This window comes from Kitasatospora sp. NPDC088391, assembly GCF_044753345.1.
Lineage (GTDB): Bacteria > Actinomycetota > Actinomycetes > Streptomycetales > Streptomycetaceae > Kitasatospora.
Genome location: NZ_JBIVNB010000007.1, coordinates 124,473 through 140,150, shown reverse-complemented (window position 1 = coordinate 140,150; position 15,678 = coordinate 124,473). Strand labels below are relative to the sequence as shown.

The following is a 15,678-nucleotide window of genomic DNA, read 5'->3' as shown; positions in this document are numbered from 1 at the left end:
GGGTCAGTCGCGGCGGGCTCCGGTCAGCGCCCCATCCGGCGGTTGCGGAGCTGGTAGTCGCGCAGCGCGCGGAGGAAGTCCACCTTGCGGAACGCGGGCCAGTAGGCCTCGCAGAAGTAGAACTCGCTGTGCGCGGACTGCCAGAGCAGGAAGCCGGACAGCCGCTGCTCGCCGGAGGTGCGGATCACCAGGTCCGGGTCGGGCTGCCCCTTGGTGTACAGGTGTTCGGCGATGTGCTCGACGTCCAGCACCTCGGCCAGTTCCTCGATCGAGGTGCCGCGGACGGCGTGCTCCTGGAGCAGCGAGCGGACGGCGTCGGCGATCTCCTGCCGGCCGCCGTAGCCGATCGCCACGTTCACGGTCAGCCCGTCGATGTGCTCGGTGGCCTGGGCGGCCTGCTTGAGCATCTCGGCGGTGGGGGCGGGCAGCAGGTCGAGCGCGCCCACCGGGTGGACCTTCCAGCGGCCGGCCTCGACCAGCCCCCGCACGGCGTCCTCGATGATGCCCAGCAGCGGGACGAGTTCCTCCGCGGGCCGGGACAGGTTGTCGGTGGAGAGCATCCAGAGGGTGACCACCCGGACGTCGGTCTCCGCGCACCAGCCGAGGAACTCGCTGATCTTGTCGGCGCCGCGCTGGTGCCCGTAGGCGGTGGTGCCGCCGGTGGCCTTCGCCCAGCGGCGGTTGCCGTCCAGGATCACCCCGATGTGGTGCGGGGTGTTGGCCAGGTGCACCTCGACCCGGCGACCGTACAACCGGTAGGCCTTGTCCAGCAGGGTGCGCAGCCCCGGCGTGCCTTCCACCACCTCGCGCAGACCCATGTCGAACGGCCCTTCCGTGCTGATTGCTCCGGGTGCGAAATCCCTGCGGCAGCCTACTCCGCTCTGCTTTCGGGACGGCAAAACCGCAGGTACCGGTCTTGTCACGGTGCGCGCACGGGTCGGGATACGGAACGGTCTCCGAATCCTTAAACCGTCCCTAAACCGGATTCCGGGTCTTGACGCTCCCCAATGGTCTAGTCCAGCGTGTGGGCAGCACCACACCGGACCCTCCCCCACAGCGGAGCCGCCGCGACCCCCACCGCGGCGGCTCCTTCCCCCCAGCGCGTCCCGGCCCGTTCCCGCTCCCCCCCACCCCGCACCCGGGGCACCCCTCGCCCCTCCCCCATCTCCCCGCACTGGAGCCTGTCATGGCCCGTACCACGCAACAGCCGTCCCACCGGCGCCGCAGCAAGATCCCGGCCGCCCTCGCCACCGCGACCGCGCTGGCCCTGGCCGGCACCGGCCTCGCCCTGACCGCGGGCGGCGCGAACGCCGCGGTCGGCAACCTGGTCTCCAACGGCGGCTTCGAGTCCGGCCTGTCCGGCTGGACCTGCGCCGGCAACGCGTCCGCGGCCGCCACCCCGGTCCACTCCGGCACCGGCGCGCTGGCCGCCACCCCGGGCGCCGGCGACACCGCCGAGTGCACCCAGACCGTCTCGGTGCTCCCCAACACCGCCTACACGCTGAACGCCTGGGTCCAGGGCCCGTACGTCTACCTGGGCGCCCGCGGCACCGGCGGCACCGACCCGTCGACCTGGTCGGCGCAGAGCGCGTGGAACCAGCTGAACACCGGCTTCACCACCGGCGCGACCACCACCAGCGTCACCCTCTACCTGCACGGCTGGTACGGCCAGTCCACCTACAACGCGGACGACGTCCAGCTGATCGGCCCGGGCGGCACCGCCTCGCCGAGCCCGTCGGCCTCCGCCACCTCGGCCTCGCCCTCCGCGTCGGCGTCGCCGACCAGGAGCGCCTCGCCGTCCGCGTCGGCCTCGCCCTCGCAGAGCGCCTCCCCCACCCAGAGCGCCTCGGCCTCGCCGACCGCCACGGCCACCGGCACCACGCAGCCGAACACCGGCCTGCCCAAGCACGTGCTGACCGGCTACTGGCAGAACTTCGACAACAACTCGACCGTCCAGAAGCTGGGCGACGTCCAGTCCGCGTACGACATCATCGCGGTGTCCTTCGCCGACGCGACCACCACCCAGGGCGCGATCTCCTTCACCCTGGACCCGGCGCTCGCCACCAAGCTCGGCGGCTACACCGACGCCCAGTTCAAGGCCGACATCGCGGCCAAGCACGCGGCCGGCAAGAAGGTCGTCCTCTCCATCGGCGGCCAGAACGGCGCCATCTCGGTCGGCAACGCCGCCGCGGCGACCAACTTCGCCAACTCGGCGTACAGCCTGATCCAGCAGTACGGCTTCGACGGCATCGACGTCGACCTGGAGAACGGCGTCGACCCGACCTACATGTCCCAGGCGCTGCACACCCTGCAGTCCAAGGTCGGCCCCGGCTTCGTGCTGACCATGGCGCCCGAGACCATCGGCATGTACTCCACCGCCGGCGCCTACTTCCAGCTGGCGCTGAACACCAAGGACATCCTGACCGTCGTCAACACCCAGTTCTACAACTCCGGTGGCATGAACGGCTGCGACGGCAAGGTCTACACCCAGGGCACCGTCGACTTCATCACCGCGCAGGTCTGCACCCACATCCAGGGCGGCCTGCGTCCGGACCAGGTCGGCATCGGCGTCCCGGCCTCGACCAAGGCGGCGGGCGGCGGCTACGTCAACTCCACCGTGGTCGACAACGCGCTGGACTGCCTGGCCACCGGCAACCACTGCGGCAGCTTCGTCCCGCCGGCCAAGTGGCCGACCATCCGCGGCGCGATGACCTGGTCCACCAACTGGGACGCCAACAACGGCAACGACTTCTCCACCAACGTCGGCGCCTTCGTCCACGCCATGCCGTAACTCCCGCCGGCGCGCCGCCTCTTGAGGGAGAGGCCGCCGCCCGCACCGGGGCCCGCCGTACCGCTGGGGTACGGCGGGCCCCGCCTTTTCCCCGGGAAGGCGGACCCCCTACAGTGCGCGGAATGGATCTCCGTACCAAGAAGACCCTGAGCGTCCTGCTCAGAGGCGCGATCATCCTCGCCGGCTGGACCCTGTTCGGCCTGGCCAGGGGCAAGCGGTTGGGGGTCAGTACGGGCTTCTTGATCTTCCTGGCCGTCTACGCGGCCCTCGCCGGGTACACGTGGTGGTGGTACGGCGACTCGCCCGGGGCGGTGGCGCGGCGGGAGAAGGCGGAGTACCGGAAGGCCCGCCGGAAGGACTGGGCCTGACCGGCACCGGCGGGCCGGGCGGGGGCGTCAGGACTCAGAACGCGGCAAGGACGGCGGCCAGGGTGCCCAGCAGCATGGCCGGGCCGAAGGCGAACTCGCCGTTGCGGCCGGTCCGGCGCAGCAGGAGGAGGGCGACCGCCCAGAGTGCGGCGGCCAGCCACATCCAGAGGACGCCGGTGTAGAAGGTGCGCCAGCCGGCCAGGCCGAGGACCGCGCCCAGGGACGGGGCGAGTTTGGCGTCGCCGAGGCCCATCGGGGCGAGCAGGGCCAGCAGCAGGAACAGCAGGCCGAGGCCGGTCGCGGCGAGGGCGGCGCGCAGCCAGGCGCCGGGGCGGGGGTCGGCGAGCGGGACGAGCAGCGCGGTGCCGAGGAACAGCGGCAGGGTGAGCGCGTCCGGGAGGCGCAGCACGGCGGCGTCGACGAAGCCCAGCACGGTGCCGAACAGGGCGAGCCAGGCCAGCAGCGGCAGCCAGCGTGCCGGGGCGGTCGCGCCGAGGGCCGCGCCGAGGGCGGCGGCCACCGCCTCGACGGCCAGTGGCGGCGGGCCGGTCCGGTCGCCGTGCCGGAGGCAGCGCCCGAGCGGGGTGACCGGGCAGGTCCGCCACGGCTCCCCGGCCGGCACCGCCCAGCGCACCACCGCGGACCTGAGCGGCACGCCCGCCAGCGCCCCCAGTACGGCCCCGACCACTGCCCCGAACATCGCGTGCCTCCCCTGACGGTCCGTCGTGACCCTACCGCCGTGCGGCGTTCGCCCGTCCGTGTCCAGGTGGCGAACACCACGCCGTGATCGGCGTTACACCGCCGTAAAGTAGGCGGGTATGCAGGTCATCCAGTCCAGCAAGCTCGCCAATGTCTGCTACGACATCCGCGGCCCGGTGCTCGACGAGGCGATGCGGCTGGAGGAGCAGGGCCAGCGCATCCTGAAGCTGAACACCGGCAACCCCGCCGCGTTCGGTTTCGAGGCGCCGCCCGAGATCCTCCAGGACATCCTCCGCAACCTGAACAGCGCGCACGGCTACGGTGATTCGAAGGGCCTGCTCTCGGCGCGGCGCGCCGTGGTCATGCACTACGAGGAGCGCGGCCTGCACGGCCTCTCGGTCGAGGACGTGTACCTCGGCAACGGGGTGTCCGAGCTGATCCAGCTCGCCATGACGGCGCTGCTCGACGACGGCGACGAGGTGCTCGTCCCGGCGCCGGACTACCCGCTGTGGACGGCCTCGGTGTCGCTGGCCGGCGGCACCGCCGTGCACTACCGCTGCGACGAGCAGGCCGAGTGGTACCCGGACCTGGCCGACATCGCCGCGAAGATCACCGACCGCACCCGGGCGATCGTGGTGATCAACCCCAACAACCCGACCGGCGCGGTGTACCCGCGCGAGCTGCTGGAGGGGATCGCCGAACTCGCCCGCGAGCACCGGCTGGTGATCTACGCGGACGAGATCTACGACAAGATCCTGTACGACGGCGTGGAGCACACCCCGCTGGCGACCCTGGCCCCGGACCTGTTCTGCGTCACCTTCAACGGGATGTCCAAGTCGTACCGGGTGGCGGGCTTCCGCTCCGGCTGGATGGTGCTCTCCGGCGACCGGCACCGGGCCCGCTCGTACATCGAGGGCCTGAACGTGCTGGCCTCGATGCGGCTGTGCGCCAACATGCCGGCCCAGCACGCGGTGGCCGCGGCGCTCGGCGGGCGGCAGTCGATCCGCGACCTGATCCTGCCCGGCGGCCGGCTGCTGGCCTCCCGGGACGCCGCGTACAAGCTGCTGAACGAGATCCCGGGCGTCTCCTGCGTGAAGCCGAAGGGCGCGCTGTACGCCTTCCCGCGGCTCGACCCGCAGGTCTACAAGATCAAGGACGACGCGCAGATGGTGCTGGACCTGCTGCGCTCGCAGCGCATCCTGATCGTCCAGGGCACCGGCTTCAACTGGCCCGACCCGGACCACTTCCGGCTGGTCACCCTGCCCCGGCCGGAGGAGATCACCGACGCGGTCACCCGGATCGGCGACTTCCTGTCGGGCTACGCCCAGCCGTAGCCGGGCAGGCCGAACCCCCGCGTCCCGTTCGGGGCGCGGGGGTTCGTCGTCCGGTCAGTCGCCGAGGCGCTTGACCAGGGCCCGGTACTCGTCCCACAGTTCGCTCGGCGTGTGCTCGCCGAACATCTCCAGGTGGGCCGGGACCAGCGCGGCCTCCTGCTTCCAGATCTCCTTGTCGACCGTGAACAGCAGCTCGCGGTCGGCGTCGGTCAGCTCCAGGCCGTCCAGGTCGAAGCCCTCGACGGTGGGGAGGACGCCGATCGGGGTCTCGACGCCCTCGGCGGTGCCCTCCAGGCGCTCGACGATCCACTTCAGGACCCGGCTGTTCTCGCCGTAGCCGGGCCAGACGAACTGGCCGTCGGCGTTCTTCCGGAACCAGTTGACGTAGTAGATCTTCGGCAGCTTCGCGGCGTCCGCCTCGGCGCCGACCTTCAGCCAGTGCGCGAAGTAGTCGCCCATGTTGTAGCCGCAGAACGGCAGCATGGCGAACGGGTCGCGGCGCAGCTCGCCGACGGTGCCCTCGGCGGCGGCGGTCTTCTCGGAGGCGATGTTGGCGCCGAGGAAGACGCCGTGCTGCCAGTCGAAGGACTCGGTGACCAGCGGGACGGCGGTGGCCCGGCGGCCGCCGAACAGGATGGCGGAGATCGGGACGCCCGCCTGGTCCTCCCACTCGGGGGCGATGGTCGGGCACTGCGCGGCCGGGACGGCGAACCGGGCGTTCGGGTGGGCGGCGGGGGTGCCGGACTCGGGGGTCCAGTCGTTGCCGCGCCAGTCGGTCAGGTGCGCGGGGGCCTCCTCGGTGAGGCCCTCCCACCAGACGTCGCCGTCGTCGGTGAGCGCGACGTTGGTGAAGACGGTGTTGCCCCAGAGGGTCTTGATCGCGTTGGCGTTGGTGTCCTCGCCGGTGCCGGGCGCGACGCCGAAGAAGCCGGCCTCCGGGTTGATCGCGTAGAGCTGCCCGTCGGCGCCGAACCGCATCCAGGCGATGTCGTCGCCGATGGTCTCGACCTTCCAGCCGGGAACGGTCGGCTGGAGCATCGCCAGGTTGGTCTTGCCGCAGGCGGACGGGAACGCGGCCGCCACGTACTTCACCTCGCCCGACGGCGGGGTGAGCTTGAGGATCAGCATGTGCTCGGCCAGCCAGCCCTCGTCGCGGGCCATGGTGGAGGCGATCCGCAGCGCGTAGCACTTCTTGCCGAGCAGGGCGTTGCCGCCGTAGCCGGAGCCGAAGGACCAGATCTCCCGGGTCTCCGGGAAGTGCGAGATGTACTTGGTGGTGTTGCACGGCCAGGCGACGTCGGCCTCGCCCGCGGCGAGCGGGGCGCCGACGGTGTGCACGGCCTTGACGAAGTCGCCGTCCTCGCCGAGCTGGTCGAGCACGGCCTGGCCCATCCGGGTCATCACGCGCATCGAGACGGCGACGTACGCGGAGTCGGTGATCTCGACGCCGTACGCGGCCAGCGGGGAGCCGACCGGGCCCATCGAGAACGGCACCACGTACATGGTGCGGCCCTTCATCGCGCCGCGGAACAGGCCGTTGTCGCCCTGGAAGACCTCCCGCATCTCGGCGGGGGCCTTCCAGTGGTTGGTGGGGCCGGCGTCCTTCTCCTGCTCGGAGCAGATGAAGGTGCGGTCCTCGACGCGGGCGACGTCGGACGGGTCGGAGGCCGCGTAGTAGGAGTTGGGCCGCTTGGTCTCGTCGAGCTTGGTGAAGGTGCCCTGGGCCACCAGCTGTTCGGCGAGGCGGTGGTACTCCTCCTCCGAGCCGTCGCACCACACCACGCGGTCCGGCTGGGTCAGCTCGGCAATCTCGTTGACCCACTCCACCAGGCGCTGGTGACGGGTGGGCGCGGACTCGGCGAGCGCAGAGATCTGAGGCGACACGATCGCTCCGTTTCACACCATCTCGGCCAGGAGACGGCTTCGCGGGGGTTGAGGGTGGTTACACCGTAGCCCCGGGCAACCACCGGCCCTTCGTCGAATTGGCGTCATTGACGAGATTTTTACTCCTCACTGTCCGGTTCGAAGGGGTCGATGCGCCCCGTACATGACCGAAGGAGACCTGGGTCACGCCCCTCGATTTAGCCGAAACGTACAAGAGTGAGAGTCGCCACTTTCCTACGCGTCAGTAACCTACGGTTCCGTAAGATGCTGCCCATGACCGCGGAAGTTCTGGAGCTCGTGAAGCCCAAGTGGCGCGGCTGGCTGCACGCCGGGATGTTCCCGGCCGCGCTCGCCGCCGGAATCGTGTTGATCTGCCTGGCCGACTCGACCGCGGTGCGCCTCGCCTGCGTCGTCTACTCGGTGAGCGCCTGGATGCTGTTCGGGGTGAGCGCGGTCTACCACCGCTTCACCTGGGGGCCGCGCGGCGAGGCGGTGCTGCGCCGGCTCGACCACGCCAACATCTTCCTGATCATCGCGGGGACGTACACCCCGTTCACCATCCTGCTGCTGGACGGCGCGCGGCAGCAGATCCTGCTCTGGCTGGTCTGGGGCGGCGCGCTGGCCGGGATCGCGTTCCGGGTGTTCTGGGTCGGCGCCCCGCGCTGGCTCTACACCCCGTGCTACGTGGCCCTCGGCTGGGCGGCGGTGTTCTTCCTGCCGGACTTCCTGCACAAGGGCGGGCCCGCCGTGCTGACCCTGATCGTCGTCGGCGGCGTGCTCTACACGGTGGGCGGCGTGGTCTACGGCCTGAAGCGGCCGAACCCGTCACCGCGCTGGTTCGGCTTCCACGAGGTGTTCCACGCCTTCACCCTCGGCGCGTTCATCGTCCAGTACGTGGGGATCTCGATCGCGGCGTACACCGTCGCCTCCTGAGACCCCGGCCGCTCAGTACCGGGGCCGCTCAGTACCGGACGGGCTGGGCCCGGCCCTCCAGCCGGAGGCGGGCCCGGCGGCAGCGCTCGCAGTGCGCGGCGTCGGGCCCCTCGCCCGCCGTCCGCTGGTGCGCGCGGCCCCGGAACCGGTAGGCCACCCAGGCCATCACGGCCAGCACCTCGACCGCGGAGACCACCCAGACCAGCCGGGCGCCCCCGACCAGGTACCCCGCGATGACGGCCAGCGCGGCCAGCACACCGACCACGCCGCTCCAGAAACGCGCCGCACCGTACTCCATCGACTGAACCTCCCGCCGGCCGACAGGTCTTCTGACAGGTCGTCAGAGAACTTCCCGCCTACAGTGACATGTTCAGCACCCGGCGGGGGCGAACGGGGGATCAACATCGCGTCAACACCAGTGGTGGGGATCGCACATCCCCTCCTCCGGTTCCCGGCGCGGACCGGCCGCCGCCGCCGGGAACCGCGACCCCGCGGCCGGTCAGTCGGCCAGCAGCACCAGCTTGCCGGTGGTCCGGCCGGTGTCGCCGAGCGCGTGCGCCTCCGCCGCCCCGGCGAGCGGGAAGGTCCCGGCGATCTCGGCCCGCAGCAGCCCGCGCTCCGCGAGGTCGGCGACCGCCGCCATCCCGGCCCGGTCGGCCTCCACCAGCATCATCGCGGTGCGCACGCCCAGCCGGGCCGCCTCCTCGGCCAGTCCCTCGACCGGGAACGGCAGGATCGACACCAGCAGCCCGCCGGGGCGCAGCGTGGCCAGCGAGCGCAGCTGGTAGGCGCCGCCGACGGTGTCCAGCACCACGTCGACGTCGCGGACCGCCGCGGCGAAGTCGGTCTCCCGGTAGTCGATCACCTCGTCGGCGCCGAGGCCGCGCAGGAACGCGTGCTTGGCGGCGCTGGCCGTCCCGATCACGTACGCGCCGCGGGCCTTGGCGATCTGCACCGCGAGGTGTCCGACGCCGCCGGCCGCCGCGTGCACCAGCACCCGGTCCCCGGCGCCGACGCCGGCCGTGTCGACCAGCGCCTGCCAGGCCGTCAGCGCGGCCAGCGGGAGCGCCCCGGCCTGGACGGTGTCGACGGCGGCGGGCCGGCGGACGAAGGCCCGGGCCGGGCCGGTGGCGTACTCGGCGTGCGCGCCGACCCCGTGCGGGTAGGGCAGCATGCCGAACACCTGGTCGCCGGGCGCGAACAGCGTGACGCCGAAGCCGACGGCCTCGACGGTGCCCGCCACGTCCCAGCCGAGGACGAACGGCGGGGCGCCGAGGAAGCCCCCGCCGGCCCGGTGCTTCCAGTCGGTGGGGTTGAGCCCGGCGGCCGCCACCCGGACCAGGATCTCGCCGGTGCCCGGCACCGGCCGGGGCAGTTCCACCACCTTCAGCACCTCGGGCCCGCCCAGCGCGTCCTGGCTGATCGCGCGCATCGTCCCGGTCGCGGGGTCGGTCGCCGTCCCGGTCGCGGGGTCGGTCTTCGTGTCGGTCTTCGTGTCGGTCGTCATGCCCTTCAGCCTGCCGGGGGCGGGGCGGGCCGACGAGTGGCATGATGGCCACTGTCCGATGGATTCCTGTCAGGAAGGTGTGCCGTGTCCGCTCCGCACCGGATCGCCGTACTCGCCCTGGAGGGCGTCTACCCGTTCGAACTGGGCATCCCCCGGCGGGTGTTCGGCAGCACCGACGGCCTGTACGAGCTGGCCACCTGCACGGTGGACGGGCGGCCGGTCCGCTCGGACGCCGACTTCACCATCGGGGTCGAGCACGGCCCGGAGATCCTGGCGGCGGCCGACACCGTGGTGATCCCGCCGTTCACCCCGGCGCTGGCCGGGGCCGAGCTGCCGCCGCCGGTCGCCGCCGCGCTGGCGCTGATCCGGCCCGGCACCCGCGTCCTGTCGATCTGCACCGGCGCCTTCGTGCTGGCCGCGGCCGGTCTGCTGGACGGCCGCCCCGCCACCACCCACTGGGCGCTCACCGACCGCTTCCGCGCGCTGTTCCCGCGGGTCCGGCTCGACCCGGACGTGCTGTTCGTCGACGACGGCGACCTGCTGACCTCGGCGGGCGCGGCCTCCGGCGTCGACCTCTGCCTGCACGTGCTGCGCGCCGACCACGGGGCCGCCGTCGCCAACCGGGCCGCCCGGCTCTGCGTGGTGCCGCCGTGGCGGGACGGCGGCCAGGCCCAGTACATCGAGCACCCGGTGCCCGCGAGCGGCTCCGCCGGGACGTCCGCGACCCGCGAGTGGGCCCTCACCCAGCTGCACCGCCCGCTCCCGCTGGACGAGCTGGCCCGGCACGCCGCGATGAGCACCCGCACCTTCGCCCGCCGCTTCCAGGACGAGACCGGCCAGAGCCCGGGCCGCTGGCTGACCGGGCAGCGGGTCGCGCTGGCCCGCCAACTGCTGGAGGCGACCGACCTGACGGTGGACCAGGTCGCCGCCCGGGTCGGCTTCGCCAACCCGGTCTCGCTGCGCCAGCACCTGCACGCGGCGATCGGCGTCTCCCCGCTGGCCTACCGGCGCACCTTCGCGGGGGCGTCCGCCTGAACCGGACGGCGGGGCCGGCCGGGCGCCCCCTGTGGGCGGCGCCGGCCGACCCCGCCGTCCGCGGGTCCGCCGCTCAGTACTTCGCTCAGTACTTGACGCGGACCTTGCGGCGCCGCAGGCCGATCGCGGTGCCGGCCAGGGCGGTCAGCCCCAGCACGGACCCGGCCGCGACCGCGGGGGTGGTGCGGTCGGGCGCGGGCGCGGCGTCGGCCCGGAAGCCGCCGGCCTTGCCGGAGGCGTCGTACGCGGAGCCGGGCAGCTTGTCCCCGTACCGCTGGTGGACGAGCTGCTGGTAGGCGGCGACGGTGGTGCCGTGCGCGCCGACCGAGCGGCGGGCGGAGTCCTCCAGCGGCAGGACCCGGCCGTCCTTGAGCTCGTACCAGGCGTTGATCTGCGGCTCGCGGAAGGCGGTGCCGCCGTCGGCGGCGGCCCGGGCCGCGTAGTCGGTCTCGTCGCCGCCGGAGGCGATGTTGACGACCCGCCAGGCGCCGTTCTGCTCGGCGGTCCAGACCGAGGCGGTCTGCCCGTCCGCGGCCACCGCCTTGGTCGCGGTGAACTCGACCGCGGCGACCCGCGCCCCGGGGCGGCCCGCCACGAAGGCGGCGTCCAGGGTGTAGACCGGCACGGTGTCGCCGGCCAGCCGGGGGGCGGCGGCGTTCGCGGCCTTCGCCTCGTCGGCGGCGCTGATCCCCAGCGACTGGGTGGGCGGCACGCCCCTGCGGGCGAAGAAGTGGCCCAACTGGTCCAGTACGGCCGGGTTCTGGGTCGCGCCGCGGGCGGCGGCGAGGTCCCCGCCGGTGAGCGCGGCGGGACCGTCGGCGGCCAGCGCCGACGGGGCGGCGGCGAGGCCGAGGGCGGTGGCCGCGGTGAGCGCGGCGGCGGCACGGGCGAGGCGGCCGCTCATCGAGGGCTTGCTCATGACGGGGCTCCTCACGCGCCGACGCGGTACAGGGAGTGGGTCCAGGAGAAGGAGCTGTTGCTCACGTAGTAGTTGTAGTCGCCCCAGTTGTAGCGGTAGTTGGACGGCCACGGGTCGCCCCAGTACAGCCAGTTGTTGCTGAGGTCGTAGCCGTAGAGCACGTTCATGTGGCCGCCGCCGGAGCTCCACTGGATGCGGGTCTCGACCGGCCGGCCGCTGTCGATCTCGGTCTGCACGGTGGAGTAGCGCAGGTAGCCGTTGACGTACGAGCCGGTGCTGATGCCGATCCGGTACAGCGCGTTCTGCACGTCGCCCAGGCTGGCCTGGTTGTTCGGGCAGCTGGAGTTGACGGAGCGGCCGAACGCCAGGTTGCAGAACTGGTTCTGGCTGTAGGTGTAGCCGTAGTACGTGGCGATGGTGTTGCCGCTGGCCGCCCAGCACCAGTTGGTCTGCTGCTGGGCCTGCATGGTGAGGTTCAGGGTGTGCGCGGTGCCGGCCAGGGTGGGGGCCTGGGGCTTGGCGGCGGCGGCCTGGACGGCGGCGGGGGCGGCGGCCTGGGCGGGGACGGCGGCCGCGACGCCCAGCACCGGGGCGAGGACGCCCAGGGCGAGCGCGGCGGCCGTCCGACGCAGCCGCATCGGGGTGAATGGCATGGGGGTGGTCCTCCTGGCAGGGGCGAGGAGTGGATGTGGGGGCGGCGTCCGGACGCGCTGGACGAGCATCCGGCCGTTGACACGGGTGGGTCAACGGCCGTTCCCGGCCCGGGGGGCGGGGTGTGAACGGGGCGGCCCCGGGTGTGAACGGGACGGCCCTGGGCAGCGCGGATATCGCCCGGACCGATGACAACGGGGCCGGAAGGTGTGAATATTCACGGTCAGTTGAGGAGGTGGCCCTTGCAGCAGCCGCCCGCACCACCGGAGTTGGCCCTCGCCCTGCGCACCGGCCCGTTCCACCTCGCCCTGCGGGCCGCGATCGCCGCCCGCGGCCTCGCCCTGCACCGGCTGCGCCAGCGCCTCGCCCAGCGCGGCGTGCGGGTCGGGGTGACCAGCCTGAGCTACTGGCAGCAGGGACTGCGCCGCCCCGAGCGGGCCGAGTCGCTGCGCGCCGTCGCGGTGCTGGAGGAGGTGCTGGAGCTGCCCGAGCACTCGCTGACCCGGCTGCTCGGCCCGCGCCGCACCTCCCCCGACCCGACCGGCCCGGCGGTCCGCCCCTACCGGGACCTGATCAGCCCCGCCGAGGCCGTGGACGGGCTGCTCGCCGTGCTGTCCGGCCCGCCCGACACCGGCCTGCACACCGTCACCCACATCGAGCGCATCCGGGTCGGCGCGGACCGCTGCCTGCAGCGCCGCGACTCCCAGCACGTGCTGCGCGCGCACCGGGACGGCATCGACCGCTACCTGGCGATCTACCAGGGCGACCCCGGCTGCGACATCGACCGGGTGCGGGTCCGCGCCGAGGAGAACTGCCGGCCCGGCCGCATCCGCCGCGACCCCGCCGCCCACATGCTGGTCGCCGAACTCCTGCTGGACCGCCGGCTGCGCACCGGCGACACCCACCTGCTCGGCTACGGCTTCGACGAGGCGACCGCCGCCGAACCCAGCCGCGAGTACGTCCGCGGCTTCAACGCGGGCGCCGGCCAGTACGTCCTGCAGGTCACCTTCGACCCGGCCGCGCTGCCGGTCCGCTGCGACCGCTTCATGCGGCGCCGCCCCGAGCAGTCCGCGCTGGAGATCGAGGAACTGACCCTGGACGGGCACCACTGCGCGCACCTGGTGGCCGCCGACCTGCCGCCCTGCCTGCTCGGCCTGCGCTGGGACTGGGAGTGAACTCTCTCGGATCTATTACTAGTTGGTGATCCGACCACCGGCCACGTCGACGGTCAGGCCGGTCAGCCAGCCCGCCGCGTCGGAGGCCAGGAACAGCGCGGCCGAGGCCACGTCCCGCGGGGTGCCGAGCCGGGCCAGCGGGTGGGTGCCGGCCACCCGCCGCTGCACCTCGGCGGGCATCCGCTCGCGCACCCGCTCGGTCAGGATCGCCGACGGGGCGAGGCAGTTGACCCGGATGCCGTGCGGCCCCAGCTCGGTCGCCAGGTGCCTGGTCAGCATCACCACGCCCGCGTTGGCCACCCCGTACGCCAGGTTCGCCCCGCTGGGCTGGCGGCCCGCCGCCGAGGACATGGTGAGGACGTTGCCCGAGCCGCGCTCCAGCATCCCCGGCAGGAACGCCTGCACGGTGAGGAACGCCGAGGTCAGGTCGGACTCCAGCACCTCGCGCCAGCGCTGCGCCGTCAAGTCGGCCGTGGGCACCGGGAATCCCTGCCCGCCCGCGAACGCCGCCAGCACGTCCACCGGGCCGAACCAGCCCTCCACCGACTGCCGCACCCCGTCCAGCGCCGCCGGGTCCGTCACGTCGGCCACCGCCGCCAGCGCGGCGCCGCCCGCCTCCTCGATCCCCGCGACCACGGCCGCCAGCGCCGCCTCGTCCCGGCCGACCACGCACACCGCCGCGCCCTGTGCGGCGAACGCCCGCGCCGTCTCGGCGCCGATCCCGCGCGAACCGCCGGTCACCACGACCGTCCGGCCGCGCAGCTCCGGGTAGTTTCCGGTCATCACGATCAACTCCCTCTGTTGGGTGCTCTGTTCTGTGCTCTGTTCGGTGCTCTGTCGGGTGCTCTTCCGGGCACCCTGTGGGGCGCCCTGTGTCGGGCTCAACTGTCGTGCGGGTCGTGCGAGCGGCGGCGGCTGACGGGCAACAGCGCGGCCGCGCAGAGCAGCCAGATCGCCCCGCCGAACCGGACCACCGGCAGCAGGTACAGGAAGCCGTCCACCACCAGGGCGAGCAGCGCCAGCATCCCGGCGGCGGCCACCACCAGGCCGGACCAGGTCACGCCCCGGGGCAGCAGCCCGGCCAGCAGCGCCGAGACCGACACCCCCGCGACCAGCAGCGCGAACCCGGCGGCGTACGCGGGCCCGCCGGCCAGGAACGAGACGTCCGCGAGCGCCCGGCCCAACGCGGGCGGCGCGTCCGCGGCCAGCCGGGCCCCGGCCCAGCCCGCGGCGGCGCTCAGCACCAGCGCCCCCGCCGCCAGCACCCCGCCCACCAGGGTGATCGCCGACCCCGGCGCGGTGATCCCGAGCGCCCGCAGCCGCCGGTAGAGCACGGCCGCGCACAGCGCCAGCGGGACGGCGGCCGCGAGCAGCAGCAGCGCGCCCAACTTCGCCGCGCCGCCGTGCTCCTGGGCGTACCGCACCACCTCCGCCCCCGTGGCGTCCGGGTGCGGGGTGGCCCGGTTGACCACCGTGTAGGCGATCGTCAGCGCCACGGTGGCGATCGCCGGCGCGAGCAGCGGCGGTCCGGTCTGCGGACGGCGGGCGCCCGCGGCGGGGCGGGTCGGAGCGGTGGCACTCATGGTTCCTCCCGGTCATCGATATACCCAAGATAATGATTACACGGTGGAACGATTGTCAAACGGGTACGATGTCGCCATGAGTACGGAGAGCGCAGAGAGTGCAGCGGGCGCGGACCACCAGGCCCCCCGCCCCGGCGGCTCGGCCTTCCTACTGGCCCAGCTCGGCGCCCACGCCGCCGACCGCTTCGCCGAACGGATCGCCGCCCTCGACCTCACCCCCGCCCAGGCCGGCCTGCTCCGCCTGCTCGTCCAGCAGCCCGGGCGCAGCCAACGCGAACTCGCGGACGCGCTGGGCATGCCGCCCAGCCGCTTCGTCCCCTTCGCGGACGGCCTGGAACAGCGCGGCCTGATCGAACGCCGCCGCAACACGGAGGACCGACGCCTCTACGCGCTGCACCTCACCGAGGACGGCCTCGCCCTCCTCGCCCGCCTCCGCGAGGCCGCCCTCGCCCACGAACAGGACACCACCCAGTCCCTCACCCCCGAGGAACACGCCCAACTCACCGCCCTGTTGGGCCGCATCGCCACCCAACAGGGCCTCACCCCGGGCATCCACCCGGGCTACCGCCACGTGCGCACCCACTGACCCGCCTCCAGGGGCCCGCCGGGCCCGCGCGGGAGCGAAGCTCCTTCCCGGGCCCGCGGGGCTCTGCTCTTCCCGGGCCCGCCGGGTTCTGCTCTTCCCGGGCCCGCCGGGTTCTGCTCTTCCCGGGCCCGCCGGGTTCTGCTCTTCCCGGGCCCGCCGGGTTCTGCTCTTCCGAGGCCCGGGGAACGGCGGTGCCGAGGGGCGGGTGGCCGA

16 protein-coding genes are annotated in these 15,678 nt (G+C 73.3%); 7 read left to right on the top strand and 9 right to left on the bottom strand.

Annotation, left to right across the window (positions count from 1 at the left end; translation table 11 throughout):
* Positions 1-23: 23 nt before the first annotated feature.
* Positions 24-818 carry an isoprenyl transferase gene (locus ACIQBJ_RS21895; protein WP_400712929.1) on the bottom strand — a complete coding sequence of 265 codons (795 nt, stop codon included), beginning with the start codon at positions 816-818 and terminating at the stop codon, positions 24-26.
* A gap of 368 nt (positions 819-1,186) precedes the next feature.
* Between ACIQBJ_RS21895 and ACIQBJ_RS21890 the strand changes: the two genes are divergently transcribed.
* Together ACIQBJ_RS21890 and ACIQBJ_RS21885 are read left to right on the top strand one after the other, a co-directional pair.
* Positions 1,187-2,791 (top strand): chitinase, encoded by a 1,605-nt coding sequence (locus ACIQBJ_RS21890; RefSeq protein WP_400712926.1) that lies wholly within the window; start codon positions 1,187-1,189, stop codon positions 2,789-2,791.
* A 122-nt stretch (positions 2,792-2,913) separates the two neighbouring features.
* A complete protein-coding gene (locus ACIQBJ_RS21885; RefSeq protein WP_400712923.1) occupies positions 2,914-3,159 on the top strand; it encodes a hypothetical protein in 246 nt (81 codons plus the stop codon).
* Between the two features lie 34 nt (positions 3,160-3,193).
* Here the strand turns inward: ACIQBJ_RS21885 and ACIQBJ_RS21880 are convergent, their stop codons facing one another.
* The gene (locus ACIQBJ_RS21880) at positions 3,194-3,859 is read right to left on the bottom strand and encodes a prepilin peptidase (RefSeq protein ID WP_400712920.1); all 666 of its coding nucleotides are present in this window, start codon (positions 3,857-3,859) and stop codon (positions 3,194-3,196) included.
* Between the two features lie 118 nt (positions 3,860-3,977).
* On the opposite strand from ACIQBJ_RS21880, the gene ACIQBJ_RS21875 reads away from it, so the two are divergent.
* Entirely contained in the window at positions 3,978-5,192 is a 1,215-nt protein-coding gene (locus ACIQBJ_RS21875) for a pyridoxal phosphate-dependent aminotransferase (protein ID WP_400712917.1), read from the top strand.
* A gap of 54 nt (positions 5,193-5,246) precedes the next feature.
* Here the strand turns inward: ACIQBJ_RS21875 and ACIQBJ_RS21870 are convergent, their stop codons facing one another.
* Positions 5,247-7,076 carry a phosphoenolpyruvate carboxykinase (GTP) gene (locus tag ACIQBJ_RS21870; protein WP_400712914.1) on the bottom strand — a complete coding sequence of 610 codons (1,830 nt, stop codon included), beginning with the start codon at positions 7,074-7,076 and terminating at the stop codon, positions 5,247-5,249.
* A 264-nt stretch (positions 7,077-7,340) separates the two neighbouring features.
* Between ACIQBJ_RS21870 and ACIQBJ_RS21865 the strand changes: the two genes are divergently transcribed.
* Positions 7,341-8,009 carry a hemolysin III family protein gene (locus ACIQBJ_RS21865; protein WP_400712911.1) on the top strand — a complete coding sequence of 223 codons (669 nt, stop codon included), beginning with the start codon at positions 7,341-7,343 and terminating at the stop codon, positions 8,007-8,009.
* Between the two features lie 28 nt (positions 8,010-8,037).
* Here ACIQBJ_RS21865 and ACIQBJ_RS21860 read toward each other — a convergent pair whose 3' ends face one another.
* Both ACIQBJ_RS21860 and ACIQBJ_RS21855 read right to left on the bottom strand, forming a co-directional pair.
* On the bottom strand, positions 8,038-8,307 hold the full coding sequence (locus ACIQBJ_RS21860; protein WP_400712908.1) for a hypothetical protein: 270 nt from the start codon (positions 8,305-8,307) through the stop codon (positions 8,038-8,040).
* A 201-nt stretch (positions 8,308-8,508) separates the two neighbouring features.
* Positions 8,509-9,441 (bottom strand): NADP-dependent oxidoreductase, encoded by a 933-nt coding sequence (locus ACIQBJ_RS21855; protein ID WP_400713584.1) that lies wholly within the window; start codon positions 9,439-9,441, stop codon positions 8,509-8,511.
* Between the two features lie 159 nt (positions 9,442-9,600).
* Between ACIQBJ_RS21855 and ACIQBJ_RS21850 the strand changes: the two genes are divergently transcribed.
* Positions 9,601-10,551 (top strand): GlxA family transcriptional regulator, encoded by a 951-nt coding sequence (locus tag ACIQBJ_RS21850; protein ID WP_400712905.1) that lies wholly within the window; start codon positions 9,601-9,603, stop codon positions 10,549-10,551.
* Positions 10,552-10,636: 85 nt separating this feature from the next.
* Here the strand turns inward: ACIQBJ_RS21850 and ACIQBJ_RS21845 are convergent, their stop codons facing one another.
* Both ACIQBJ_RS21845 and ACIQBJ_RS21840 read right to left on the bottom strand, forming a co-directional pair.
* The gene (locus tag ACIQBJ_RS21845; RefSeq protein ID WP_400712902.1) at positions 10,637-11,470 is read right to left on the bottom strand and encodes a hypothetical protein; all 834 of its coding nucleotides are present in this window, start codon (positions 11,468-11,470) and stop codon (positions 10,637-10,639) included.
* Positions 11,471-11,481: 11 nt separating this feature from the next.
* Positions 11,482-12,123 carry a papain-like cysteine protease family protein gene (locus ACIQBJ_RS21840; RefSeq protein ID WP_400712899.1) on the bottom strand — a complete coding sequence of 214 codons (642 nt, stop codon included), beginning with the start codon at positions 12,121-12,123 and terminating at the stop codon, positions 11,482-11,484.
* 240 nt (positions 12,124-12,363) lie between these two features.
* On the opposite strand from ACIQBJ_RS21840, the gene ACIQBJ_RS21835 reads away from it, so the two are divergent.
* Positions 12,364-13,296 carry a hypothetical protein gene (locus tag ACIQBJ_RS21835; RefSeq protein ID WP_400712896.1) on the top strand — a complete coding sequence of 311 codons (933 nt, stop codon included), beginning with the start codon at positions 12,364-12,366 and terminating at the stop codon, positions 13,294-13,296.
* An 18-nt stretch (positions 13,297-13,314) separates the two neighbouring features.
* Here ACIQBJ_RS21835 and ACIQBJ_RS21830 read toward each other — a convergent pair whose 3' ends face one another.
* Together ACIQBJ_RS21830 and ACIQBJ_RS21825 are read right to left on the bottom strand one after the other, a co-directional pair.
* A complete protein-coding gene (locus ACIQBJ_RS21830) occupies positions 13,315-14,079 on the bottom strand; it encodes an SDR family NAD(P)-dependent oxidoreductase (RefSeq protein ID WP_400712893.1) in 765 nt (254 codons plus the stop codon).
* 98 nt (positions 14,080-14,177) lie between these two features.
* Positions 14,178-14,879: a DUF4386 domain-containing protein gene (locus ACIQBJ_RS21825; protein WP_400712890.1), complete on the bottom strand. Its 702-nt coding sequence runs from the start codon at positions 14,877-14,879 to the stop codon at positions 14,178-14,180.
* A gap of 76 nt (positions 14,880-14,955) precedes the next feature.
* On the opposite strand from ACIQBJ_RS21825, the gene ACIQBJ_RS21820 reads away from it, so the two are divergent.
* Positions 14,956-15,465: a MarR family winged helix-turn-helix transcriptional regulator gene (locus ACIQBJ_RS21820; protein ID WP_400712887.1), complete on the top strand. Its 510-nt coding sequence runs from the start codon at positions 14,956-14,958 to the stop codon at positions 15,463-15,465.
* Positions 15,466-15,678: the final 213 nt, after the last annotated feature.

What these genes read in the sequence shown, in the direction of transcription:
- ACIQBJ_RS21845 (WP_400712902.1), bottom strand. Translation starts at nt 11,470, where the DNA reads ATGAGCAAGCCCTCGATGAGCGGCCGCCTCGCCCGTGCCGCCGCCGCG.
- ACIQBJ_RS21890 (WP_400712926.1), top strand. Translation starts at nt 1,187, where the DNA reads ATGGCCCGTACCACGCAACAGCCGTCCCACCGGCGCCGCAGCAAGATC.
- ACIQBJ_RS21825 (WP_400712890.1), bottom strand. Translation starts at nt 14,879, where the DNA reads ATGAGTGCCACCGCTCCGACCCGCCCCGCCGCGGGCGCCCGCCGTCCG.
- ACIQBJ_RS21855 (WP_400713584.1), bottom strand. Translation starts at nt 9,441, where the DNA reads ATGCGCGCGATCAGCCAGGACGCGCTGGGCGGGCCCGAGGTGCTGAAG.
- ACIQBJ_RS21865 (WP_400712911.1), top strand. Translation starts at nt 7,341, where the DNA reads ATGCTGCCCATGACCGCGGAAGTTCTGGAGCTCGTGAAGCCCAAGTGG.
- ACIQBJ_RS21860 (WP_400712908.1), bottom strand. Translation starts at nt 8,307, where the DNA reads ATGGAGTACGGTGCGGCGCGTTTCTGGAGCGGCGTGGTCGGTGTGCTG.
- ACIQBJ_RS21830 (WP_400712893.1), bottom strand. Translation starts at nt 14,079, where the DNA reads ATGACCGGAAACTACCCGGAGCTGCGCGGCCGGACGGTCGTGGTGACC.
- ACIQBJ_RS21820 (WP_400712887.1), top strand. Translation starts at nt 14,956, where the DNA reads ATGAGTACGGAGAGCGCAGAGAGTGCAGCGGGCGCGGACCACCAGGCC.
- ACIQBJ_RS21875 (WP_400712917.1), top strand. Translation starts at nt 3,978, where the DNA reads ATGCAGGTCATCCAGTCCAGCAAGCTCGCCAATGTCTGCTACGACATC.
- ACIQBJ_RS21880 (WP_400712920.1), bottom strand. Translation starts at nt 3,859, where the DNA reads ATGTTCGGGGCAGTGGTCGGGGCCGTACTGGGGGCGCTGGCGGGCGTG.
- ACIQBJ_RS21885 (WP_400712923.1), top strand. Translation starts at nt 2,914, where the DNA reads ATGGATCTCCGTACCAAGAAGACCCTGAGCGTCCTGCTCAGAGGCGCG.
- ACIQBJ_RS21895 (WP_400712929.1), bottom strand. Translation starts at nt 818, where the DNA reads ATGGGTCTGCGCGAGGTGGTGGAAGGCACGCCGGGGCTGCGCACCCTG.
- ACIQBJ_RS21840 (WP_400712899.1), bottom strand. Translation starts at nt 12,123, where the DNA reads ATGCCATTCACCCCGATGCGGCTGCGTCGGACGGCCGCCGCGCTCGCC.